This is a genomic window from Psychrobacter sp. ANT206 (assembly GCF_056880555.1).
This window is the reverse complement of the sequence record NZ_CP096271.1, coordinates 1,257,221-1,281,933: the sequence shown is the minus strand read 5'-3', so window position 1 is coordinate 1,281,933 and position 24,713 is coordinate 1,257,221. Positions and strand designations below refer to the sequence as shown.

General features: G+C 41.7%; 21 protein-coding genes and 1 pseudogene. 9 read left to right on the top strand and 13 right to left on the bottom strand.

Features of this window, described 5'->3' with window-relative positions:
* Positions 1 to 2: 2 nt before the first annotated feature.
* From gspL to M0221_RS05405, 6 genes are all read right to left on the bottom strand, one after another.
* Positions 3 to 1,316 carry a type II secretion system protein GspL gene (gspL, locus tag M0221_RS05430; protein ID WP_483284616.1) on the bottom strand — a complete coding sequence of 438 codons (1,314 nt, stop codon included), beginning with the start codon at positions 1,314 to 1,316 and terminating at the stop codon, positions 3 to 5.
* 117 nt (positions 1,317 to 1,433) lie between these two features.
* On the bottom strand, positions 1,434 to 1,892 hold the full coding sequence (gene sixA / locus M0221_RS05425; protein ID WP_201531311.1) for a phosphohistidine phosphatase SixA: 459 nt from the start codon (positions 1,890 to 1,892) through the stop codon (positions 1,434 to 1,436).
* 99 nt (positions 1,893 to 1,991) lie between these two features.
* Complete coding sequence (locus M0221_RS05420) at positions 1,992 to 3,287, bottom strand: NAD(P)H-dependent glycerol-3-phosphate dehydrogenase (protein ID WP_483284615.1); 1,296 nt, start codon at positions 3,285 to 3,287, stop codon at positions 1,992 to 1,994.
* Between the two features lie 198 nt (positions 3,288 to 3,485).
* A complete protein-coding gene (locus tag M0221_RS05415; RefSeq protein ID WP_483284614.1) occupies positions 3,486 to 4,145 on the bottom strand; it encodes a nitroreductase family protein in 660 nt (219 codons plus the stop codon).
* Positions 4,146 to 4,327: 182 nt separating this feature from the next.
* On the bottom strand, positions 4,328 to 5,434 hold the full coding sequence (zapE, locus tag M0221_RS05410; protein ID WP_020443299.1) for a cell division protein ZapE: 1,107 nt from the start codon (positions 5,432 to 5,434) through the stop codon (positions 4,328 to 4,330).
* A 243-nt stretch (positions 5,435 to 5,677) separates the two neighbouring features.
* A complete protein-coding gene (locus tag M0221_RS05405; RefSeq protein WP_483284613.1) occupies positions 5,678 to 6,337 on the bottom strand; it encodes an alpha/beta hydrolase in 660 nt (219 codons plus the stop codon).
* 502 nt (positions 6,338 to 6,839) lie between these two features.
* Here M0221_RS05405 and M0221_RS05400 point away from each other — a divergent pair.
* The 3 genes from M0221_RS05400 to xseB all read left to right on the top strand — a co-directional run bounded on the left by M0221_RS05400 (position 6,840) and on the right by xseB (position 9,256).
* A complete protein-coding gene (locus tag M0221_RS05400; RefSeq protein WP_011513429.1) occupies positions 6,840 to 7,208 on the top strand; it encodes a hypothetical protein in 369 nt (122 codons plus the stop codon).
* A 199-nt stretch (positions 7,209 to 7,407) separates the two neighbouring features.
* Positions 7,408 to 8,952, top strand: a complete 1,545-nt coding sequence (gene xseA / locus M0221_RS05395) for an exodeoxyribonuclease VII large subunit (protein ID WP_483284612.1) — start codon at positions 7,408 to 7,410, stop codon at positions 8,950 to 8,952.
* 58 nt (positions 8,953 to 9,010) lie between these two features.
* On the top strand, positions 9,011 to 9,256 hold the full coding sequence (xseB, locus tag M0221_RS05390) for an exodeoxyribonuclease VII small subunit (RefSeq protein ID WP_483284611.1): 246 nt from the start codon (positions 9,011 to 9,013) through the stop codon (positions 9,254 to 9,256).
* Positions 9,257 to 9,295: 39 nt separating this feature from the next.
* On the opposite strand, the gene pncB is transcribed toward xseB, so the two are convergent.
* The 5 genes and pseudogenes from pncB to M0221_RS05365 all read right to left on the bottom strand — a co-directional run bounded on the left by pncB (position 9,296) and on the right by M0221_RS05365 (position 18,046).
* The gene (gene pncB / locus M0221_RS05385) at positions 9,296 to 10,537 is read right to left on the bottom strand and encodes a nicotinate phosphoribosyltransferase (protein ID WP_483284610.1); all 1,242 of its coding nucleotides are present in this window, start codon (positions 10,535 to 10,537) and stop codon (positions 9,296 to 9,298) included.
* Positions 10,538 to 10,942: 405 nt separating this feature from the next.
* Positions 10,943 to 12,778 (bottom strand): annotated as a pseudogene (gene msrAB, locus M0221_RS05380) (bifunctional peptide-methionine (S)-S-oxide reductase MsrA/peptide-methionine (R)-S-oxide reductase MsrB).
* Positions 12,779 to 13,346: 568 nt separating this feature from the next.
* Complete coding sequence (locus M0221_RS05375; RefSeq protein WP_483284609.1) at positions 13,347 to 14,261, bottom strand: ATP-binding cassette domain-containing protein; 915 nt, start codon at positions 14,259 to 14,261, stop codon at positions 13,347 to 13,349.
* A gap of 109 nt (positions 14,262 to 14,370) precedes the next feature.
* Positions 14,371 to 16,311: a glycine betaine ABC transporter substrate-binding protein gene (locus M0221_RS05370; RefSeq protein WP_483284608.1), complete on the bottom strand. Its 1,941-nt coding sequence runs from the start codon at positions 16,309 to 16,311 to the stop codon at positions 14,371 to 14,373.
* A 262-nt stretch (positions 16,312 to 16,573) separates the two neighbouring features.
* A complete protein-coding gene (locus tag M0221_RS05365) occupies positions 16,574 to 18,046 on the bottom strand; it encodes a coniferyl aldehyde dehydrogenase (protein ID WP_483284607.1) in 1,473 nt (490 codons plus the stop codon).
* A 435-nt stretch (positions 18,047 to 18,481) separates the two neighbouring features.
* Between M0221_RS05365 and lipB the strand changes: the two genes are divergently transcribed.
* The 6 genes from lipB to M0221_RS05335 all read left to right on the top strand — a co-directional run bounded on the left by lipB (position 18,482) and on the right by M0221_RS05335 (position 22,349).
* Positions 18,482 to 19,339 carry a lipoyl(octanoyl) transferase LipB gene (gene lipB, locus M0221_RS05360; RefSeq protein WP_483284606.1) on the top strand — a complete coding sequence of 286 codons (858 nt, stop codon included), beginning with the start codon at positions 18,482 to 18,484 and terminating at the stop codon, positions 19,337 to 19,339.
* A 186-nt stretch (positions 19,340 to 19,525) separates the two neighbouring features.
* Complete coding sequence (locus M0221_RS05355; RefSeq protein ID WP_020443289.1) at positions 19,526 to 20,056, top strand: inorganic diphosphatase; 531 nt, start codon at positions 19,526 to 19,528, stop codon at positions 20,054 to 20,056.
* Positions 20,057 to 20,191: 135 nt separating this feature from the next.
* On the top strand, positions 20,192 to 20,656 hold the full coding sequence (locus M0221_RS05350) for a hypothetical protein (protein ID WP_483284605.1): 465 nt from the start codon (positions 20,192 to 20,194) through the stop codon (positions 20,654 to 20,656).
* A 194-nt stretch (positions 20,657 to 20,850) separates the two neighbouring features.
* Entirely contained in the window at positions 20,851 to 21,237 is a 387-nt protein-coding gene (locus tag M0221_RS05345) for a DUF5376 family protein (RefSeq protein ID WP_483284604.1), read from the top strand.
* Positions 21,238 to 21,350: 113 nt separating this feature from the next.
* A complete protein-coding gene (locus tag M0221_RS05340) occupies positions 21,351 to 21,719 on the top strand; it encodes a hypothetical protein (RefSeq protein ID WP_271133091.1) in 369 nt (122 codons plus the stop codon).
* Positions 21,720 to 21,971: 252 nt separating this feature from the next.
* Positions 21,972 to 22,349 (top strand): hypothetical protein, encoded by a 378-nt coding sequence (locus M0221_RS05335; RefSeq protein WP_483284603.1) that lies wholly within the window; start codon positions 21,972 to 21,974, stop codon positions 22,347 to 22,349.
* 247 nt (positions 22,350 to 22,596) lie between these two features.
* On the opposite strand, the gene M0221_RS05330 is transcribed toward M0221_RS05335, so the two are convergent.
* Together M0221_RS05330 and dusB are read right to left on the bottom strand one after the other, a co-directional pair.
* Positions 22,597 to 23,484 (bottom strand): SDR family NAD(P)-dependent oxidoreductase, encoded by an 888-nt coding sequence (locus M0221_RS05330; RefSeq protein ID WP_483284602.1) that lies wholly within the window; start codon positions 23,482 to 23,484, stop codon positions 22,597 to 22,599.
* 165 nt (positions 23,485 to 23,649) lie between these two features.
* Positions 23,650 to 24,681, bottom strand: coding sequence for a tRNA dihydrouridine synthase DusB (gene dusB / locus M0221_RS05325; protein ID WP_483284601.1), 1,032 nt, complete (start codon positions 24,679 to 24,681; stop codon positions 23,650 to 23,652).
* Between the last annotated feature and the right edge of the window lie 32 nt (positions 24,682 to 24,713).

Sequence of the window (24,713 nt, the reverse complement as noted above, 5' to 3'; positions counted from 1 at the left end):
CATTACCCTTTATTGCCGACACTGCTGTTGTTGTCTACGACATTGACCGTTACTTGACCGCTAAACTGCCCTTGCTCATTGCCATTCACTTGCTCTAGTTTTGCCGTTAGACCTTGCGCGACGAGTGTAGCTGTAAACTGATCAAGACTGCCGCGATCAGGAGCAATCAACGTAAAGCTAAGTGCTGAAGGCTGCATAACCAATGCTTGCGCCTTTAATGATGACTGTTTAATCAAAGGGGATATACGCGAAAGGACTGCCATATGTGACGCAGGTGCTTGGCTATCGCTACGCAATTTTGGCTCTAATTGAACTTGTAGTTTGGTACGCGTACTGAGTGGCTCATTTGGAAACCAAGACTGATATTGTGTCGCAATCTCAGTCTTAGTCGCAGTTGTTGCCTCATTATATTGATACCACTGCACCGCATCGGTCGCCATCTGTAATACCAGTGCCGATAACGCCACCATCAGCGCCACACGAAGATAAGGTGACAACTGCGAATCCGTTGACTTAACAAAAAAGTTCAGCGCATGACGCTCTGCGTTATCAAGTGGTTTTGGCGTCGTCACTAGTGTGATTAACAACAGTTGATGCTCAGCTATCATGTCAGCTGTAATCGCGGTAAAGCTGCCTGCTGCTATAGAGTTTTCAATCTCAGTTCGATTAGCAAGCTCATTATCAGTCGTAATGATATCAGTAGCAATAATGTCAGAAACGTAGCCGGTATCGTAAACAGTGTCCTCAATGGCAGGTACTATCAAGACCTCGCTTAAATGCGGAAAACGCTCAAAAATTAGCGGTAAATAGCTGACTGCCATACCTTGATATAAAGATTGGCGAAGCAACACAGTTTCTTTGTCTTGATATAGGGTGATTTGCTGCCCAGCCCCTTCTTCTGGTAGTGGCAATAATAGAAAATCAGGCAATAAAGCAACGATATTCATGCCAGCAAGCTTTGCGCTCTGTTGCCATAATTCGATATCAGTTTGTGCCAGCGCATATAGATGGTGCGTGTTGTTATGACTCATTTGCCGAATAGCCAATTGCTCAACAGGCGTTAAAGAAGTCTCTTCAAATAAGTACTGCTTGCCACTACTGCCTAACTGCTTAAGCTGAGTGCTGTTTAGCTCCGTATCGACCTGTAACATATGAGTAGAAGGAAAATAAAGACAAATGGCTTTTTGGCTATTTGCTTTATAGCGACTATAGATATCCTGTAGCTGCTGCCAACCCTCGACCAACTGCCAGTGTTGACTGTCTTCATGCCAGACCGCTAGTGGACTGTGCTGCGCTCTTAACCAAACATGTAACACCAAATGTGTCCTCAATTGTTAAAGCCATAATATATCAAAGCTATCATTTAGCTAAAAGGCAGATGCTCTAGGACCATCAACAGCAGCACTATTATTAACCATCAATAATAACTTATATTAATAAGGCTGATCCGGTACAAAGCGGGCAATCTCGCGTGCCATACCTGCCATCACAAAATCCATCTCAAACACACGTGCTTCTGCCAAAGAAAAAGACTCAGGATAGTCATTGGTTAGCAACCCCGCGATATAAGCAACAATAGACATATGACAAACCACCACCAGACACTTAGCTTCAATGTCAGCAATCTCATTCAACGCTTGACGCGCATCGTCAGACGGCGTGAGATTGTCTTGTATGCTCGATGGAACAATAGGCAGTTGTGCCTGGAGTTCTACCAGTGTTTGCTGTGCCCTCGCATAAGGACTGACCAAAAAATAATCGGGATGATAATGCGTAGTGATATATTTTGCGGTCTGCTTTGCTTGCTGCTGACCAAAATCCGTCAGCTGGCGGGCGCTATCGGGACGCGTCTCGTCTTCTGCTTGACCATGGCGCATCAAAATAATTTTCATAAGTTATCAGCCTTTTTTATTGTTGTTATATCGCCAGTTCAAATTATAAGTAACTCTCTTTTAGTGACACGCTATTGCTATTGCGCTAACAACCTCTTATTACTTATTACCCTGCTTACTTTTATCCTCTTTTGATTGGCTGTTTGCAGTTTGCATTTGCGCGGTCAGTGAAGCATTACTGTGGTCGTGCTCCATGACAAATTCAACATCACTACGGAACCCTGCTTCCATCAAATGCAGGGCAACACCAAGCGCCGCTTTGTCTTCATAAATGACGGCATGTAACGCATGAGTAATAGGCATATAAATGCCTTCTTTAGTGGCTTTTTCATGTACTTGCTGAATGGTATTCACACCTTCAGCAGTTTGTCCCAATTTTTTGACCGCTGCATCAATCGTCATACCACGACCAAGCATATTACCGATACGATAATTACGACTTAACTCAGAGCTACAAGTGGCATACAAATCCCCGACACCTGATAGCCCTAAAAAGGTCAGCGGATTGGCACCAGCATGTACACCAAAGCGACTCATCTCTGCTAAGCCACGGGTCAATATCATCGCTTTGGTATTTTCACCAACCTCGTAAGCAGCTGCCATACCCATAGCAATGGCATAAATATTCTTTAACGCGCCGCCAAGCTCAACACCGCGGATATCATCACTAGCAAATACTCTAAAGAAAGCACTATGTAATGCCGCTTGTACGGCATGACGTAGCGGTTCAGATTCACTAGCGATTACCGTGGCAGAAGGCATATTTTTCATAATTTCTATAGCAAGATTTGGACCAGACATCACGCCAAAATTTACTTCAGGTAGCTCGTCTTTGATGATGTCACTCATCAGAGAAAAAGTGTCTTTTTCCATCCCTTTGGTCAAAGAAACAATAGACTGCCCACTAATAAAAGGGGCGATACTTTTAAGCGTTTCGCGAAACGCCAATCCCGGTACGGCAATGAAGATAATATCCGTATCTTTGACTGCGGCTTGCAGCTCATGACTGTATTTTAGGCGGTCATCAAGCTTATAGCCTGGCAAGTATTTTTTATTCATTTGCGATTTTGCCATCGCTTTGACCGTACGCTTGTTGCGCACCCACAGCGTAGTATCGCAGCCATTGCGTGCCGCTAAGTTTGCCATGGCGGTGCCAAAGCTACCGCCGCCTAACACTACTAAACGCAGCTTGGTCGGATTTTTATGTATCTCTTCCATTTTTTTTGCTACGGCAGATTCCACCACACTTGGATTTAACTTTTTACGTCCAAGACTAGATTTGGTGGCACGATCAATGATACCAGACAACAATTTATTTTGTTTTTCAGCCATTTTTTGCTCAGCTTGAGTGCTGTCTATGTTGGTATCTGTGCTTTTGTCATTAGCGCTTATCATATGTTTTATCCGAATTGACTGACTTTGTGATAAATTGATTTATGCTGAGTATACAGTGAGCGAAGCAAAATGTATGAACAATTATTTGTACAAATTAACAGTATTTTTTAGGCTACTAGCTCAGCCAAACAGCCATTCTCGTTAAGTCATTACTTAGCTATGCCCTTGGTTGCCCACTATATTATGCAATAAAGACTTTTATTGATCAAAGCGCATCAGTGGTTCAATATCAATCGGCTTGCGCGTTGGCATATCACAAGGGCTGCTGCCGGTATAAACAAAAGCCGTGACATAATCATCTGCACTTACATCGAAATATGCTTTAACAGCAGGCTCATTACAAAGTAGTCCAGTACGCCACACCGTACTAAAACCTTGTGCCTTTAGCGCTAAGATGAGGTTTTGAACTGCCGCACCCGCACTAAGCATCTGTTCAAAGGATGGTACTTTTTTATGCACTTGCATTTGTGTGACGACAGTAATAATAACGGGTGCACGTAATGGCATATTATAAGTTTTTTGTCGCTCTTTTTCAGATAGGGTATCGCCTTCTTGTGCTGCTTTGGCTTCAGCTGCCACCAAAAATGCACGACCTAGCTCATGACGAGCATTACCCTGTGTGACGATAAAGCGCCACGGCTGTAGTTTCTTATGATCTGGGGCTGTCACTGCACAATCGATAGCGGCTTTTATCTGGCTTTCTGTCGGTGCAGGGATACTCAGATTACCAATACTGCGCCTCGATTTAATCCAATTGATCAGTTGTTCATCGGTCACTTGTGAGTTGGTTACTATCGGACTTTCGGTATTGTTTGACTCATCATTATTATGGTCGTGACTCTTTTCAGAGGTACTCATGGTCTATCCTTATTCATTATTATAAGTGTTTAGCAGTTAGGCACATTTGCCTATTATAGGTAATATTATTATAGTTTTATGGGATATAAGTAGAAACAAACCAGCTGCTGCTATATTGTTATAGAGTAGCCAACAGTATTGGACAACAACTGGTTTTTAATATTTAAAGAATTGAATAAAATCTATGCTGCATCCGAATCTTCAGTACGATGCTCCATTTTCAGATAATCTTCTGACTGCATCTCAAGCAGGCGCGAACGTGTACGTTCAATCTCGAACGCCAGTTTTTGTCCTTGATATAATTCAAGAATCGGCTGTTGCGCGCGCACCAATAATTTGACACGGCGATCATAAAACTCATCAACTAAATAAATAAAACGTCGTGTTGGATCCCGCAAATCATCATCGAGCGCTGGTACGGCATTGATAAGTACGGTGCTGAACTGCTTAGCGATTTCAATAAAATCAGATGCCGACCGCGGCTCCATGCATAAATGACGGAAGTCGCAAAATAAGATGTCATCGGTACGCGCATTAATCCTGATTTCACGACCATTAACAGTGATAGGCTCATTACTGAATTTTTGATTGTTAGACAAGCTGGCAAAACGGTTGGCGAGCCAGTGATGATTGGCTTTGGTCATGGGCGACTCGTATAGCTCAGCTTGTTGCAGCACACGCAAGCGATAATCAATACCGGAGTCGATATTCATAACGCTGGTATGCTTCTCAACTTCGGCAATAGCTGGCATAAAGCGATCTCGATGCAAGCCATCTTTATAGAGTCCAGATGGCTCAATATTTGATGTCGCCACCAACGTAATACCGCGATTAAATAGCATGGTGAACAAATCACCCAAAATCATCGCATCAGAGACATTAGAGACAAAAAACTCATCAAAACAGATAATCACCGCTTCAGCATAGATGATATCAGCGACTTTTTCTAACGGGTCGCTCTCGCCTTGCAGCTTATGTAGCTCTTGATGTACCCGCTGCATAAAATGATGAAAATGTTGACGCATCTTGCGCTCAATGGTCAATGAATCATAAAACATGTCCATCATCCATGTTTTACCACGTCCTACCCCGCCCCACATATACAAACCTTTGGGTGCAACAGGCTTTGCTTTTAAAAAACTAAAAAAGCCTTTTTTCTGTACCGCGTTATCATTGAGCTGATGGTAAAGACCATCCAAGTAACTCATCGCCAAATACTGCTGCTCATCACGAGTAAACTCATCCGTGCTGATAGCTTGCTCATAACGCTGTAAGGGAGATAAACTCATAATACGACTCATCATTAAACAAAATAAATATCAGAATAAAGTATTAATACCGACAATCGCTACTAACTTATGATTTTTACACTGAGATAGTAGCAACTGGTTTATCAGAATGGCTTATCACAACCATTCTTTAGGTTAACACAGCTTAAGGTTGTAAAAATAATCCGTTAACTCTTAACAATACTGATTAGCGCAAAGCTATTTTAGGTAGCTTAAAGAGTATCAAGCGATCTGTAGCTAATACTATATGTCGCCGTTATACGTATGCTGCTCCAAAAGCTTTTTCAGCTCAGACAAGCGCCCATGAAAAAAGTGTCCTGCGCCATCAACGATACTGACATCAATGCCCAAGCGCTCAGCAAAATCTTGCATATTGCTTGGGTTGATAACCTCATCCGCATTACCATAAATCTCAAAGGTTTTATCAGCAGGTAAGTCTATATCACTGCTGTCATTTTTTTCGACTGAGGGAGCAATGAGAGCAATCTTAGATATTTCAAAATCATCCAGTCCCCATATATGAGGTGATACCAATACTTGCTCAGCCACACGCGCTGTCACATAACCACCAAAAGAGAAGCCGCCAAGCCATAATTTTCGTGCAGGAGTTTGCTCAGCAATCCATTGTAGCACGGTCATTGCATCAACTACTTCCCCATCAGCATAATCATGCTCACCGGTCGATTGTCCAACACCACGAAAGTTAAAACGTACCACGTGCATACCATTATCACGAGCAAAGCGGTACATGGTCGTCACCACTTTATTATTCATCGTACCATCGAACAACGGATTGGGATGGCAAAGCAGCGCAACGGTATCCGTATTTGGGTCATTAGGATTGTCTTGTTGCCAAAGCGCGTCAACTTCTAACACGCCAGCAGGAGCGGGAATCAATTGCATATAATACTTATTAGTTAAGAATGAATAGCTCAATTATCCTAGATATGGTTTATATTTCAAGTGATTTGCTGTGTATTACCGCTATCTGTCGAATTTTTACTATTAATCATAGAAAATTGTCAAAAAATATAGCAGACAGATATTACTTCAGACAGACATTACTTATGCATTTTGGGCAAACTTAGCGCACCTTTATCGCTGTCTATTTCGGTAGGTAATATAAGCGCAATATCGAACACAATAACCGTCTAGACACTCAATATATCAATAGGGTAAATTCATCGTTTAATAAAAGCTTTAACGTATCTATAGTCAGAGAAAAGTAATATCGATACATCAAGTACTGCTGATATTAATTTTTCTTGCTTGCTGTGCCTATGCAGACAGAGGCTGCAAAAAATTTATACCAGCAGCACTGTAGCGTTTTTGAGATATTTTAACTATATCTGTCACTTTTAGGTTCATGCTTTCATTTTTACTTTACCGGAATTAGGAAACCCTTATGAAGACTTTTAATAAAACGGCTACCTTAGCGGCCACCTTAGTCGCTGCCCTCACTTTGAGTGCCTGTCAGACCACGCCTTCATCGCCAGTTATTCAACGTGCCAACTCTATTTATGAAACAACTGGTATTGCCAAGACCAAGATAAAAGCTCAGCAAAACGCCCTAGATAGTGCTAAGACTACTTGCCGAGGCAAACAGGTGATTATCGTTGAGGATCAAGTGAAATATAATGGCATCTTAAATGAGAGTACAGGGCGTATGATTGGTCAAGCGAGTGCTGTGCTCGGTACCATCCTTGGCACAGGCTCACCAAATTTATCACGTGATGATGACTATGAGTATATGATCAGTTTCCGCTGTCAGTAAGTCATGTCATAAAGCTGCAGTTATATATGTAGTGTATTAGCGATAACTTAGAGCCAATAAGCTTGCGATAAAGATACAATATCAATCGCTGCTTGTTGGCTTTACTTTTTGTGTAGAGGCTTTTAGGTTAAACTACCCTATCTTATCTTTTACGTCACCTAACCCGTCTCTAAGCCCTCACTATCTTTGGTCTATTATTATGCGCAAACCCAACCTGTCAAATACCAAGCACACTAAAGTATTAGCGCCTGCCAAAGATTTAGCGACCTTGGAGGCGGAGTTGGCAGAACAAGAAAACAGTGTAGAAAATAACTTAGAAGATACTGTCCTGCGCCTTAGTGATTACTTATCAGCGGTCGATATGGTGATCAAGCAAACTTTTAATCACCGTGTTTGGGTCAAAGCTGAGATACGAAATTTATCTAGCAAAGGTGGGCATTATTATTTTGAATTGGCAGAAAAAGATGACGACGGTAAAGTCATTGCCAGCTGCCGTGGCAATCTATGGCGCTTTAAAGCGGCGCGGGTTTTAGCCAAGTTTGAGCGCGCAACGGGTATGCCACTTGACCGTGATTTGACGGTTTTATTAAAGGTATCGGCAGGTTTCCATGCGCAATACGGCTTCTCTCTCACCATTGAAGATATTGACCCAAGCTATACGTTAGGCGATTTAGCGCGTCAATATGCTGAGATGGTTGACCGCTTGGCAGGTGAAGGATTATTAAACCTGAATCAGCAGTTGCCAACTCCGTTTGATATCGAGCATGTGTTGGTCATCGCTCCTGAAAAAGCCGCAGGGTTAGGCGATTTTCAAGCGGACGCCAATAGACTCGCGAGTACAGGCGCTTGTCATTTCCATTATCATAACGCCACTTTTCAAGGTAATCATGCCCCAGCAGAGATTCGTCAAGCAATCATCAGTGCTCAGCAGCAATTTGAAAATACTTATCAGCGCCTACCAGATTTATTAGTAATTATCCGTGGTGGCGGCGCTGTTGGTGATTTGGCTTACCTTAATGATTATGAACTTGCTGCTTTAGTCGCTGAGCAACCTGTCCCTGTTTGGGTTGGGATTGGTCATGAGCGTGACAAAGTTATCTTAGATGAAGTGGCTCATACTAGCTTTGATACGCCATCAAAAGTCATTGCGGCTATCATGGCCCATTTAGCACAGCTGGTCACTCAGACACTGCAATATCAAATGCAAATCAAACAAGCAGCGCAGCGTCAATTAAATACAGCTGAACAACAAACTGCACGCCAATTGAGCCAAATACAATCGCAAACCGTTGGTCAATTAACGGCACTACAAAAAGACAGTGCTTATGCGTGGCGTAGTATCCAACAAAGTGCACATCGTCAAGTGAAACAAGCTGCCAGACAAGCAAGCGAGCTGCATATACAGACTCAAGCCTCTGCTTATCAACAACTTTCACTCGCCTCTACTTATAGTAAAAATCATCAGAAAATTATTATGCAAAGTGCTCAGCAGCAGTTAATACAAGCGCAGCGTGATAGCGCACATCTGCGTGATATTGTACTCTTGCATCGACCGTCTCGCGTGCTTAAGCAAGGCTATAGCATGCTGACTGATGAACAGGAGCAACGAATACTGACCAGTAGCAACCAGCTTTACCCGGAGCAGACTATTCATATCGTCCTAAAAGACGGTAAAGCAAAAGCACAAATCATTGACATCAAAATGGATAAGAAGCCCACAGAATTTACAGAAGCTTCAACTTAACCCCATAATAATATTTCACGATTATTTATTACTTTTACTTTAGATATTAGGAAACCTTATGACTACCCCTATACGTAAACGCAAAAAAGCCGCCCCAAAAACCTTTAAGGCGGCCTACGATATCTTAAAAAACAATGCTGCTGAATTGCAGCAACAAGATGAGCCTGATATTGATAATCTCATGACCACTGTTGAAGAATCAATTGCCGCTTATCGCATTTGCGAGACTCGTATCAACGCAGTACAACAAGCTTTAGATGCCGCATTTTCTGAAGAAAACAAAACGGTTGCAAGCGAGAGCTAAATAGCCGTTTTGTCGTGTCTAAATGGTTTTTAATGAAAGCTATTCAGGCTCGTCAACTTCAAACACTTGGCGCAGATAGGCAAGATAGGTATCATTATTGATCATCGTCTTGCCTGGACTATCAGACAGTTTAGCGACTGGCTGACCGTTGCATTCAACCAATTTCAGAACAATATTCAATGGCGTGATGCCCATATCGTTGGTGAGATTGGTGCCAATACCAAAGCTGGTTTTGATGTGACCTTTAAAATACTGATGCAAATCCCACGCCTTATTCAGGTCCAAGCCATCACTAAAGGTTAACACTTTGGTTCTTGGATCTATTTTTAGCTTTTGATAATGAGCAATCGCCTTATCACCCCAAAGATAAGGGTCGCCGCTATCATGACGCAAACCATCAAAAAGCTTAGCAAAATACAAGTCAAAATCGCGTAAGAACGCATCCATGCCGACGACGTCAGTCAGCGCAATACCCAAATCACCGCGATACTCGTGTACCCAAGCTTCAAGCGCCGCTTTTTGCGAATCACGTAGGCGCACATCCAGTGCCTGAAATGCCTGCATAAACTCATGTGCCATCGTACCAATGGGCGTCATGCCAAGCTTTTTTGCCAAATAAACGTTGGACGTGCCGCCCACTATGTTTGGCTCAGCTTTGTGCAAAGTCTCAACCACATGAGCTTGCCAGTCTTTATTAAACCGTCTACGTGTACCAAAATCAGCAACGATAAAAGGAGGAATATCACGGCTATTGCCTGCTTGTTCGGCAGCATAACGATGTAACAACTCCACTTTCTTCTCTAAGCGGCGCTGCCCTTCTTCAAGCACACTTGCATCCGTTAATACTTTAAAATATAGCTCATTGACAATGGCTAGTACGAATACTTCGAAGAACATCGCCTGAATCATCGGACCTTCGATATCGATAAATAGGCGACCTTTGTCATCGGTAGTCACCGTGATAAAACGACGTTTTAATTTAAACAATTCCAAGTAATCAACGAAGTCTGAACGCATAAAGCGCAAGCCACGTAAGTATTCTAGTTCATCTTCTAAAAATCGCAATTCACATAAGCTGTCTAGTTGCTGCTCTAAGGCATCTTTGATATCAGAAAGTGGATAAGCGGCATCTTTATTATTACGGCAGCGAAAGCGGTAGACACCATGGGTTTGAGGAAACTGATGTAGCATGGCTTGTAGCATAGTAAATTTGTACAAGTCGTTATCAAGTAACGAGGTAATAATAGGCTCAAAAGTAGTAGAAGTATGGGTAACGGTCATGTTACAGCCTTAAATACAAAAATGAAAAATCGCTAAACGAAGCAAGCGATAAATAGATGGACATAACGATATAGTAAATGAAAAGTAATATCGACACATTATGTACTGCTGATATCAATTTTTCTTGCTTGCTGTGCCTACGCAGACAGAGGCTGCAAAAAATTTGTACCAGCAGTACCGTAGCGTTTCTAGAGTATTTTGACTATATATATTACTGATAGAACAATCATAAGCGTTTGAGTATAACGAACTTTAGATTATTTTTCAGAGTTCACTATGGATTGCAGCAAAATTACTACGATTCATAGCAGTATTCATCACATTATTAGCCGACTATAACCTATAAAAAAGACGCCAAGAATATTCTTAACGTCTTTTTATAAAATTATTAAACCATGTTATTTACTAAGGTTTCGCAGGTTTAACCAACTTCACTAGTGGCGCATAGCCTGACTGAGGCATCACATTGACTGGGATAAACTGCAATGCCCCGCCATTGATGCAATAACGCAGACCGCCACGGTCTTTTGGACCATCAGGGAACACATGACCCAGATGCGAATCCGCTACTCGTGAACGAATCTAAGTACGTACCATGTTAAATGCCATATCGTCATGTTGCGTAATCACTTGCTTATCAATTGGCTTGGTAAAACTTGGCCAACCACAGCCTGAGGCATATTTATCAGTTGATAAGAATAAAGGCTCACCGCTGACCACATCGACATAGACACCGGGTGCAAACAAGTTATCATATTCATGACTGAACGCCCGCTCAGTGCCTGCATCTTGAGTGATATCATATTGTGCTTTGGTCAAAGTGTTTTTTAACGCGCCTTTATCAAACCCAGCATAACGCTTAGGATCTAACGTCTCAGCGACAGTAGTTACTGATGCAAGCTTAGTACGTACCGTGTCTTCAGGCTTGTCATCGGCAAGGCTTAAATCAACATGACAATAGCCATTCGGATTTTTCGCTAGGTAATCTTGATGATACATCTCAGCTAAGTAAAAGTTGTCCAATATTTTGTTTTCAACGACTATCTTTTGCTTATATTGACTTTGCACACGCTTAATTGCAGCATCAACTACCGCTTTATCTGCTTTGTCCGTGTAATAAACGCCTGAACGATACTGTACACCGCGATCATTACCTTGCTTGTTTAAGCTGGTTGGATCAACCACGCGGAAATAATACTTTAAAATCGTATCAAGGTCCGTTTTATCAGCATCATAAGTGACTTTGACTGCTTCGGCATGCCCTGAACCACGGATTACTTGCTCATAGCTTGGGTTGACTGTGTCGCCATTGGCATAGCCTGATACAGCATCTACGACACCATCGACCCGCTCCATATAGGCTTCAACGCCCCAGAAACAGCCACCAGCTAGGTAGATTGAGCGGGTATTAATCGCTTTACCTTTGTCATTATAATAAACGCCATCTTTTTGTTTAATAGTCTCAATTTTACTGTTGTTATCTAATGTTTGTACATTTGCAGGCTTAGCACTACCAGCTTTGAGTTCAGCAAAATCATTACTGGCATTCTCAGCGAGGGCATAGGCTTGCTCTGCTGACATATTACCTTTGACCAAATGCACCAAATTACCGTTTTTATCGAGTATGGCCCAGCTTGGATAAACCTGCACGCCAAGCTTGTTAATCAGCTCGCCTGAGGCATCAATCAATACTGGCAGCTTAGGATAATCGGCTTGCACGCCAGCATACCAAGTGCTGAATTCGCCATTGGCTTTTTCATTCAGATGACCGGGACTTGCCACAGTGACGACATTTAAACCAGAAAATTTAGGATCAGTACGCCATTCTTCAGTTTCTGCTAGCGTCCCTAAACATAGAGGGCACCAGCTCGCCCAAAACTTAACTAAGGTGGGTTTATTAGGGTCAATCACAGCAGCGCCATTTTTGCCCAAACCTTTAGTCAACTGCGGCAATGCTTGCATTGTTTTGAGCATATCGGATGGCAACATATCACGTGAGCTTTTTACCCCGCTATTTTGCTTGCTTGTGCTACTACTGACGTTATTATCTGCACTACTCATCTGTCCACACGCTACCAATATACCGGCACTCAAGACCGTCGTGACACCAAACGCACTGATATTCTTTAACCAACGTGACGCAGCATGCGGTGAGGCTGTCGCTAAATCATTAGCGTTCTTATTTTCATGACTATTAGTATTATGATTATTCGCGTCATGATGGTTTTTTTTATGTGGCATAAGAGATCCTTTTGACGAAGTCTTACGACTATAAGCTACAGGGCAGCTTATGGTCTTTTTGCGCTATTAGTTAAAGTGAATGAGTAAAGGTTTTGGAGCGATAAACATACTGTAAAAGGGTGAGTCAGGCTTAGTAAAAGCTATAAGACAAAATAGAAATAGAGTGTGAGTCTAGAGCTGAAACCTAATACTGTATCTGTACCTATAGTGGCTTTAGCTTAGATAAAGATATGACATGCTTTAAGTATGACTGCCATATTAGAGTATCTTAATAGTATATACTGATAATGGAGTTTTCTTTAATAGTAAAAGAGATGCTGCTACATTTTTTTAACAGCATGGAAATAGTAGAGTGATAGATTACTTTAGCAAAAACCTACCTTTTAGAAAATAATAACGATGACATAAGTCGCTATATAGTCAGTTCAAAATAAAAGCGATACGATTGTAATAACGTGCTATTGGCTATAATTTTTTCTTGCTTGCTGTTCGCAGGCGTGACAGAGGCTGCAAAAAATTTATAGCCAATAGCACTGTATCTTTTTTAAAATGAATCGACTATATACACCTACTGCTTAGCACCCATAAATCTAGCTACATATTCGTCAGCGGGATTATGACGTAAGTCGCTTGGTGTGCCTGTTTGCACTAAACGTCCACCATTCAAAATACTAATACGCTGACCTACCTTGATGGCTTCGTCAATATCATGGGTGATAAACACGATCGTCTTATTCAATCGTGCTTGTAGCTCTAATAACTGATCCTGTAGTTGAGCGCGAATCAAAGGATCGAGCGCCGAAAAGGCTTCATCCATGAGCAATATAGGATTGTCCATTGCCAAAGCACGTGCCAGCCCAACGCGTTGCTGCATGCCTCCTGACAGCTCATCGGGATAGCTACTCTCTAGATTGGATAGACCAACTTCATTCAGCCAGTGCCGAGCAACCTCATGACGCGCTTTGAGACTCATTTTTCGCACTCGCAAGCCATAGGCGACGTTTTGAATGACGGTCATATGAGGTACCAGACCAAAATGCTGAAACACCATACTGACCGTTTGCTGACGATAGTGCTGAAGCTCTTGATCATTGAGCGCTAAGATATTAATAGCAGAAGATGGTTCTCCTTTCTCTACTGGCAAGACATCTTTATTTGTAACTACTGAGTTAGATACTATTTTAGTCACAGAGTTTTTAGCATTGATATCTGTATTTACCAATATCTTGCCACTGGTTGGATCAATCAGACGATTGATATGACGTATCAAGGTTGACTTGCCAGAACCTGACAACCCCATAATACAATGTAGCTCGCCCGCTTTGACCGCCAAATTAATATCATAAAGCCCGACCGAATAGCCGGTTTGCTCTTTTACCGCAATACTATCCATACCCTCAGCCAGCAATGCCAATGCCATTTTTGCTTGTGCGTGACTGGCGTTATATATCTTACTGATATTTTCTAGCTGAATATGATTCATTGTCGTTCTCTTTGTTTTTATTTTTAGAATTTTTATCTATTAAGATTGATTGATGTAGTTGAGTTATTTTAAAACCGACACAAGGCATTATTATGTCTGCAAATAATCGTTAACCAATCGGGCGTCTACCAGCTTCAATGGTTTTTTGGCGCGCACGCTTACCTTGCCCAAATGCCTGAGTAATGCGGTCAATGATAATCGCCACAATGACAATCGCCGTACCTGCTTGTAAGCCTTGACCAATATTGAGCGTTTGAATAGATTGCAATACATCTTCACCAAGACCTGGCGCTCCGATCATGGACGCCAATACCACCATAGACAGTGACATCATGACGGCTTGATTTACCCCCGCCATGATACTGGGCAATGCTTGTGGTAGCTTAATCCAAATAAGCAATTGCAGATGCGTACTGCCAAACGAGCGCCCTGCTTCCACCATCTCATGATTCACTTGAGTAATACCCAAGGTCGTCAGACGAATAAGCGGCGGTAATGCATAAATAATGGTGGCAAACAGCGCTGGCACTTTACCAATACCAAATAGCATCAATACCGGTATCAGATAAACAAAGCTTGGCATGGTTTGCATCACATCTAATACAGGCGTCACAATCTTACGCAATAGCTTACTTCCTGACATGGCAATGCCGATAGGAACACCAATAACCACCGTCACCCATACTGAAACGATGAGCAATGCCAGGGTATCAATTAACGCGCCCCATAAACCAAATGCCCCAATCAAGAACAACCCAGCACCACATGCTAAGGCAAACCAAATTTTACGTACAGCAAACCATGCCAATACCGTCACAAGGGCAATAATTAGCCATGGTGGGATAAGCGTTAATAGGCGCTCAATAGGAAGCAATAAATACGTTAAGGCGACGCTACTGATCGTACGGAATACGTCGCCATAATTGCGAACGACGCTGGCTAAGGTGTTATTCAGTGGAGATTCAAGTGACCATGAAGGGAAGACAGATGATGGGTCTGCTAGGTTCGTACTAGATGCTTTTTTATCAGTCACGATAGCAGCACCCGTTAAGCTAATACCTAATTTAGCTGCAAGGTTGGTAGCTGCCTCGTCCGATAACCACTGCTGCCAAACTTGGGGGTTATCACGTAGAAAAACAAAGGCTTGCTCCTCCCCACTACGTTTGCTTTCACTCATCTCTAAAATAGCACCATTAAGCTCAGCGGGGCTAAATTGGATTTTTTTGAAAACATCTGCAAGCTCAGGATTGGCATCGATAAACGGGGTAGATACAGCGATACCTAAAGGCGATACAGGGAATCCAGACACGCAATCAGCTGTGCCATCAGCAAGTAATAAGTCTTGCCAGCAGGCATCATCATGGGCAGGAAATTCTAATGCGGCAAAATCGTATTTTGCCATCAAACCTGTCGGCTGCCAGTAATAAAATAAGAGTGGCTTATGCTGCTCAAAAGCAGAGGCAATTTCGGCATCAAGGGCTGCACCTGTGCCGGGATGAGCATTATTAAAATCGCTCTCCAAGCCAGTATTTTCCAGCAATCGCGTATTAAAAATCTCACACGTCCAACCAGATGGACAATTCATAAAGCGTGATTTACTGGGGTTTTCAGGGTCTTTAAACAGCTCAGCGTATTTAGGAAGATCTTGATAACGGCGTAGACCCGGGTTTTCATCCAGTACATATTTAGGAACATACCAACCTTGGGTTGCACCGCCCTTAAGCGTGTCACCAATGACAGCGACTTTATTCTGCTCAATAGCTTGTGTCATGATGGGTGAGCGCCCTATCCACTGCTCTCCAATGACTTGGATATCATCTTGCGACAATGCTGTTTCAAGTGCAGGACCTGCTCCCGGCACCTCCTCTACCTGACACCCATAGCCGCTTTCAATGATATATTTTAATACACCGCTTGTGAACTGACCACTCTCCCATGTCAATGTCCCAAATTTAATCGGTGCTTGGCATGTTGGCACAGCAGCTGATACTGGCAAAGACAGTAAGAGCGAGCTTATAAGCAATAAGCTAAATGCAATCCATTGGCGCACGGCGTTATCCTATTTATTGTCTTTACTATGAAAATAGCTGTCATTATCCTAATTTGAGCAATTAATAAGCCTATCATCTACTACTGATTTTTATCTAAAACAAACAAAACTATCGTTTAGTGTCACCACAAAGTGTAGCGATTTATAACACTGATAACAAATGATTCTTTAGACAAAAAAATAGCACCTACCGTAGTAGATGCTATTGATGGATGAATGTGAGTAAATACTATCTATTCAATAAGGCAACTATTTTAAAATGCTATTTCAAAAACAGCGCCATTGCCTTTTTAAATAAGCCACCATAGGGCGGTAACAATATATTTAGCCCATTCAATTTGGATTGTACAAAGATAGGTTTCATATGGCTCAAACGATCAAATCCAGCTTTACCATGGTAAGCGCCCGTACCTGAATCGCCAACACCGCCAAACGGCAAGTCATGCTGCGCTACATGCATAATCACTTCGTTGATACATAGTCCGCCCGATACCGTATTGGTGCGTACTTTATCAATATCACGGCTATTATCACCGAAGACATATAGCGCTAACGGTCGTGGACGGGCGTTAATAAATGCAATCGCATTATCAAGAGTGTCATAGTGCATGAGTGGTAAAACGGGTGCAAATATCTCGTTTTGCATCAAATCACTCTCAGGCGCAGGCTCGCTGACAATAACTGGTGGCATGAGACGCGTTTCAAGATTAGACGTCGCATCAGTGAGTCTATAGACACCTTCACTGGATAAATTCTCTAAATAGCCTTTAACACGCTTGAACTGCTGAACATTAATAATGCGCGAGTAATCAGGATTGCTTTCAATATTGGGATAGTGTTTCTCCATCCACTCTCTTGCCAGACGCACAAATTCATCATGATGTTGGCGCTGAATCAGTACATAGTCAGGCGCGATACACGTTTGACCAGCATTTAAGGTCTTACCCATCATCACGCGATTGACAGCATTTTCTAGGTTAGCACCCTCTAGTACTATGACTGGCGACTTACCGCCAAGCTCAAGCGTGACCGGTGTTAGATTGGGTGCTGCCGCTGCCATTACCTTTTTACCAACAGCCGTAGAGCCAGTATAGAGCAGGTGATCAAAAGGCAGCTCACTAAAAGCCGCTGCAATCTCAACTTCACCGATGACCACACAAACCATATCTGCTGAAAAATAACGTGAAATGGTTTCTGCAAACGTTTGCGCAAATTGCGGTGCTGCCTCACTCATTTTAACCATGATGCGGTTACCAGCGGTAATCGCGTCAATCATCGGTCCTATCGCCAAAAACAAAGGATAGTTCCACGGTACCATGATACCGACTACCCCTAATGGCTGTGGCAAGATCTCATTATGGGCTGGCATATATAGTGCTGAAATCGATACTCGCTGCGCCTTCATCCACCTTTTACCGTGTTTTTTGGCATAGCTGATCCCTGTAAAACTCGGAAACAGCTCAGCAAACTGAGTTTCTGATTCACTACGATAGCCAAAATCTGCACTGATAGCATTAGCAAGCAGTTGTTGATTGTCACTCAGCATCAGCTCTAGATTGTCGAGTTGGTCTCTACGCGTTGCCCAATCATTGATAGGCTGAGTACGGCTTAGATTTTGCATGCATGAAAACTGTGACTGCATATCTGCCACGGTTTTGATAATACTAAGCCCTTCGTGCTCATCGTATTTAGGATGCATCGCTTGAACCTGATTGTTTTGATCGCTGTCTGTCATATATCTTCCTTGTCATATACGTGAGAGTCAGCACGTTTTGTCAAATTTAAGACTCTATAGCTATTATTAGACACTAAGAATCACTGATATCACTCTATTATCCTCATAAAAGCGTTATCTATGCAACAAAGTCTAGTAGTGAATAAGGCTAAAACATCATTTTCTTAGATATTACTTTTGTTTAGTACCATTTAATGTAGCCCATTGATTCCTGAATGAACAGCATCTTTAATGCACCCATGCGTTTGTATACGATGCGTATCTGCTCACTACAAAGTGGCCTTTTGTGACTATTTTATTCTTTTATATTTTTCCAGTTCAATATAATTAAAATTAAAATTTGGGCGACAATATGAAAACTGCTACACTCAATGACAGTAATATTAACAATAGATAGCCCATTTTACATAACAAAAACATAAGACAGCCACTCTCATGCCAAATACTATGCAGGCGCTTAATACGCAACCACTTAATGAAAATCTTATCACAAAGTCACTCACTGCTGCTGACTATGTGGCTACTCTTGATGCCATGTTATCACGCACGTTAGAGCGTATTTCTCTTAAAAAAGAGCAAGGACTGCGTACGCCTGACGAGTTATGGATTGTCGATCACAATGACGTTTATACTCTTGGGCAAGCAGGTAAAGAAGAGCATATCCTGCAACGTACTAATACGCCTATCATTAAGACGGATCGCGGTGGTCAGGTAACATGGCATGGACATGGTCAGCTGGTTATGTATTGGCTGTTTGATTTGGACAGTATCAGCTGGAGTGTGCGTAATATGGTCTCACACGCTGAGCAAGCGATTGAGGATGTGGTCAATGACTGTCTCAAGAGCACAGCATCAACTGACACCAACCATATCAGCGCCCGTGCCCGCCGTGATGCCCCAGGTGTCTATCTATATGCTGATATTGCTACAGAAACGGTCAGCGCTCCTACTAGTGATGAGATAGAAGTTGATAATACCATTATGATTGGTAAGATTGCGTCGCTTGGCTTTAAAATCAAGCATGGCTTTAGCTACCATGGTATTGCCATTAATTTAGATTGTGATTTATCAGCATTTAATGCTATCAATCCTTGTGGTTATGCGGGCATGCAAATGTTGCGTTTGGCAGATTTTGTTAATATGAACCAAGCGACCAATACACAGCCGACTACTCTGCCGCTTACCGATGACAAAAAAACACTTACCTACGAGCAATTTACGCAACAGCTCATCGAAAATATCGCAAAACGTCATGCAGGACAGATACCATTGCGTGAATTAGCGCCAAAATAAGTATTTTTTGCATAATCCTTTTTTGCATAATATCGTGCGCGCTTAGACTTAAGCATTTTGAGAAAATTTGATTCAAACTTGTTATAATCGCACACGGTACAAATTGGGCGCAGTAACAAACCTTATACGCCGACTTTAACCCTTTACGATTCAAACATTCATAACAAAAGCACATTGGAGTATTTTATGGCAGATTTTAATAAAATTTTGGACGCAGGCGACGTCGACGGCGGCATTATTAATGTCGTAATAGAAATCCCAGCTGGTAGTAGCCATAAAATTGAGTGGAATCGCGAGTTGGCCGTATTTGAGCTTGATCGTGTTGACCCACAGATTTTTGCCAAGCCTTGCAACTATGGTTTTATCCCACAAACTCTTGATGAAGATGGCGACGAGCTAGATGCGCTTATCATCACAGAACAGCCTTTACCGACTGGTATTTTCTTAAAAGCGAAAGTCATCGGTGTGATGAAGTTCGTTGATGATGGCGAAGTCGATGACAAAATCGTCGTCGTACCTGCTGACGACCGTGATACAGGCAATGCTTATAACAGTCTAGCGGACTTACCAAAGCAGCTGATCAATCAGCTAGAATTCCATTTCAGTCACTATAAAGACCTCAAAAAAGCAGGTACAACGGTGGTTGAATCTTGGGGTGACGTAGAAGAAGCCAAAGAAGTCATTAAAGAGTCTATCCAACGCTGGAAAGATCTATAAATTAAAATGAAATAAAATTGATAACAGTACCGCAGATATGATGATAACTGCGGTATTTTTTTGCTTGAATTTTGACTGTACAACAAGGTTATAATACTCCAATCTACTTATTATCATGCTCAAATAAGGACAGTCATGTTTGATTCTGATTCAGGCCCAAAACCTGCCAAAGTAAAATTACCGAAAACGGTTGTTATGATGGTCGAAAAAGGCAATCTGGTCATGGCAATTAAGACGTTAGCCGCTGACGAAAATATCAGTATGGATGCTGCAAAATCTCGCATCGATGCATACGAGCTTGCTCTCAAAAATCAGCAGCAGCAAAAATTAAACAGTATCGCTAATAAACAAGGCATTCCTAGTCAAGCCATGAACTTTGATAGAGAAACAGTCGAAGATGATACTGAGCGCTTGATTAAGAGTAAAGTAAAAAGCACACCAACGGAGCAAAGCTTCCAAAGCCTACAAGAAGGCGTTGACAGTCAGCTCAATGATTTAGGCTATAAAAAACCCCTACTGCCCTACTGGGCAAAGCGACTACTCATCATTGCTATCATTATGGCTGGGTTATTTTGGATAATGTGGCGTGTGTTTGGCTAGTCTGTTCTAAATGGTTCCATTATAGCAGTCTGTTTTAAGTGGTCTGTTAATAGGTTTGAAGGGTGAAATAGCTGGTTCCCTTGAGGTATAGCTTATTAGTTAATCATCACTCTGAATAAAAAATATTTACGGATATATTTTGTTTATGGCTCATTATGGCTACAACCTAGTAATAGCATTTTTGAGAATAGATTATGATCTTTACGTTCTGCTATTTTAAATTTCCTGACTCTGAGAGTTTACATGCAACAATTCTTCCTAACAGAATAGAAGATGATATGGAAAATTTGATTGCATCATATTTAGTAGACAGTGGAGGGGCTTCGCTAAAATCACATATTGAATATTTGAAAGAATGCTTAAGAGCGCTAGGAAGCCCTTCAACGTATGAGGCTGATATAAGTAGCAATTCTTATTCTGCTAAAATACGTAATGATGGGGTGAGAGTAAGTTTTTTATATGATGAAATTCAGAGTATTAAAGTAAGTCGTACTAAGCTTCAAGACATTACGAAGGCATGGATTTTATTTTTAGAAAGAGAACCCATAGCAGGATATATAGAAACTATGCATATTTCTTAAAACTGTTATATCTAATAATTATTAGACAATTTTGAGCAAGCGAAGCTAAATATAGTTAGCAGATCGAAGCCTGTATAGCGCATCGATCAACATGATCCAGAGGTAATAAAGTAATGATCAAACAAAAAAGCTTTAAGCCCTATCCAATAAATATACTGCCTGATGGATTCATCTATCCTGCTCGTTATCTACAATTAGCAAACTGCACTAAAACGGTACAGTCCGATGAATACTTTCAATGGTGGTTTGTAGATTCTGAAACAGATGGTGGTAAGTTATCATATAGATTGAGAAACCATAAAATTGAAAGGCTTAACTTGGTGCCTTTTGCTCAAAACGGGGACTGGCTAGCATACTTTGATGGAGATGATCGCTTAGGTGATCCAAAAATATTTGTAATTGACCTTAGTGACTTACCCTTTCATATGATTTGTGAAAACTTTGACGAATGGCTTAATAAAGCAGAGCAGGATTATTGGTGATAGCTAATCTTAAGCTTGATAATCTAATGTTTTGTACACCACGAAGTACACTGCAACCATTTTAGAAATTTGAAACCGTTAATACTATTAGCCCACAGCCAAATATTCAAGTCCTCACTAGGGTACCAAACTGATTCAATCAGTTCGGCAGTTATCAAATCATTAAGTTAGTTCAGTGCGCTATACAGACAGCGAACTGTAAGCTATATTCTCAATAATTATGGCAGGTTCTGTAAAAAAATGGACATTGAAATGAAGGCTAACATACGAACGTATCTTTGGGGTCACGAATCCTTTACTAATACATTAAAGAATGATTTTGTTTGGGACGTTGATAAGTATTGGGGTCTAGAAATCTTTTTACTAAATATTATTAAAGACATTGAAAATAAGGAAACTGTAGATAAGACGGTGATGGCCGATGTTTATTATTTAGGAAGATCAATTGAAACAGCCTTTTCTTCAACTCTAAACCCATATGATAGTTGGAGTGTAGAAAATATAGATATAGAAGAGTTAACAGAATATTACGATAGGTTTACTCATATTATGAGAATTTTTTGGGGAAGAATCCCTTTACGTGAGGATGACTATTTACTGAAAGAAAACCCCTTGTTTAAAGGGATTTAAATATATTTAACTGTAATGCTTTATTAAAAACCTTCACACTGTAAATATTTCAGTGAGTTAAAGCGCCGATGATATTAGCACACAGCCGAGCATTCAAATCCTCACTAGGAAACCACCATTATTCCCATAACGAGCCTTATGTTAAATAGAAATCCACCGCCTACCTATTTATTAATATTTTAAGGCACTAAAAAAGGATACCGAAGTATCCTTTTTGATTTTATGTTAGCGCTAATAGAATACTATTCTAGTGATGCTCACCCGGTAAGATTCTGGCAAAAGCACGTTGAGCAAGGTTTGGTTTTTTATCCGTGGTCTGAGCGGCACGAGTGCTCGGGAAAATGCGATAACCCATCGATTGAATACCAACGTTAATCGCTGGTGCTAATGAATAAGTAGCCGACGCAAACTTGCCCATGTTGCTGGCAATACTATTTGGCTTATGAACGATCGCTTTGGCGACCATCATTGCCGCCTCATCTGGCATAAGCGCTGGCATATAACGATAAAGCTTAGTTGGCTCAATCATCGGCGTGCGTACCAATGGCATAAAGATATTGGTTATCGTCACATTATCGCCTTTGACTTCGGCAGCTAGGCAACGGCTAAAGGCATCCAAGGCCGATTTTGAGGCGACATATGCGGCAAAACGAGGACTGTTTGCCAATACACCAATTGATGAGATATTCACAATTTGACCCGTTTGACGTTCAATCATCGTCGGCAAAAACCCAAGAATGATTTTGACTGCGCCAAAGTAATTGATATCCATGGTACGCTCAAAATCATGGAAACGTTCAGTGGATTCGTGAACCGAGCGTCGTATCGAGCGACCGGCATTATTTACCAAGACATCAACGTGACCAAAGTCCGCCAAAATTTGCGTGCTAACTTTTTCAATGGCATCCATATTGGTCAAATCACAAGGATAATAACTTGCCTTACCACCAAGCTCTTCGATACTTTCTTTAACCGCTTTTAGCTTCTCTTCAGTACGTGCCAACAAAATGACATGAGCACCGCATTCACTAAGCAAAAAAGCAGTACGCTCACCAATACCGCTTGATGCCCCCGTTATAATAATATTCTTGTCTTGAACTGCTTTACCGATTGCTTTTTTTGAGGGGTTAGACATGAAACATCCTTTTAAAAATTAGACTTCCGTTAATATTTACCTAAATCATAACAAAGAAATATAGGTTAAAGGAAATAAATAAGCAATAAAGCCAGTTTAACTGGATAGACATTCTTATTAGATGAAGTATAGATCACTTTGTGCTCGACATATGCTCTTTACTGTCTATTCATGAGCATCCAAAAAATCCTCTACCACACGGAACTGTCCGGCGGTACTTTCCTCACCATACATGGCTTGCCTAAAAGCGTTAGAGTTCGGAATACCGGTGGTATACCAAGCAATGTGCTTGCGAGCAATACGGCAGCCTGAGTATTCACCATAAAAACCGTATAGCTCTTCTAAATGTGTCAGTACAATTTCTTTTATCTCGCTAACACTGGGTGATGCCAGCGTCTCACCTGTGCGCAAAAAATGCTCGATATCGCGAAATATCCATGGTTGTCCTTGGGCAGCGCGTCCAATCATCACCGCATCACAGCCGGTCAACTCATAAACACGCTGCGCTTTTTGCGCGCTGTCTATATCGCCATTTGCGATGACTGGAATGCTAATACTTTCTTTGACCTCACGTATCAGCTCATAACGCGCCTCTCCGGTATACATATCTTCACGCGTGCGTCCATGGATAGCAATAGCAGCTATACCCGCTTGCTCTGCTCGCTTTGCAACGCGCAAAATATTTTCACGTCCATTCTCATAGCCCAATCGCGTTTTTAGCGTTACCGGTGCATCGACGGCATTGACTGCAGCATCTAGCAATCGAGCAACTAAATCCTCATCTTGCAATAGTGCAGAGCCTGCCAATTTACGGCAAACTTTTTTGGCAGGGCAACCCATATTAATATCAATAATTTGTGCACCATTATCAATCTGATAACGCGCCGCTTCTGCCAATTTATCAGGTTCTGCGCCTGCTATCTGGGCAGAAATAGGCGCAATCTCATTGTCGAAATTGGCACGATAGAGCGATTTTTTGCGCGCATACAATGCCGTATCAGCGATAATCATTTCACTGACTGCATGACCTGCACCAAAAGATTTGCACAATCTGCGAAAAGGATTGTCTGTCACGCCAGCCATCGGTGCAACTATCAAACGGTTCTCAATCGTCAAGCCGCCAATCACAAGTGGCTGCAATAAAGGATGGTCTGAGGTAGGATTAGACGAAAGTAAAACTGGAGAATCAATAGACATAAAAAACGGCTTGATTAGCAATGAAAACAAGC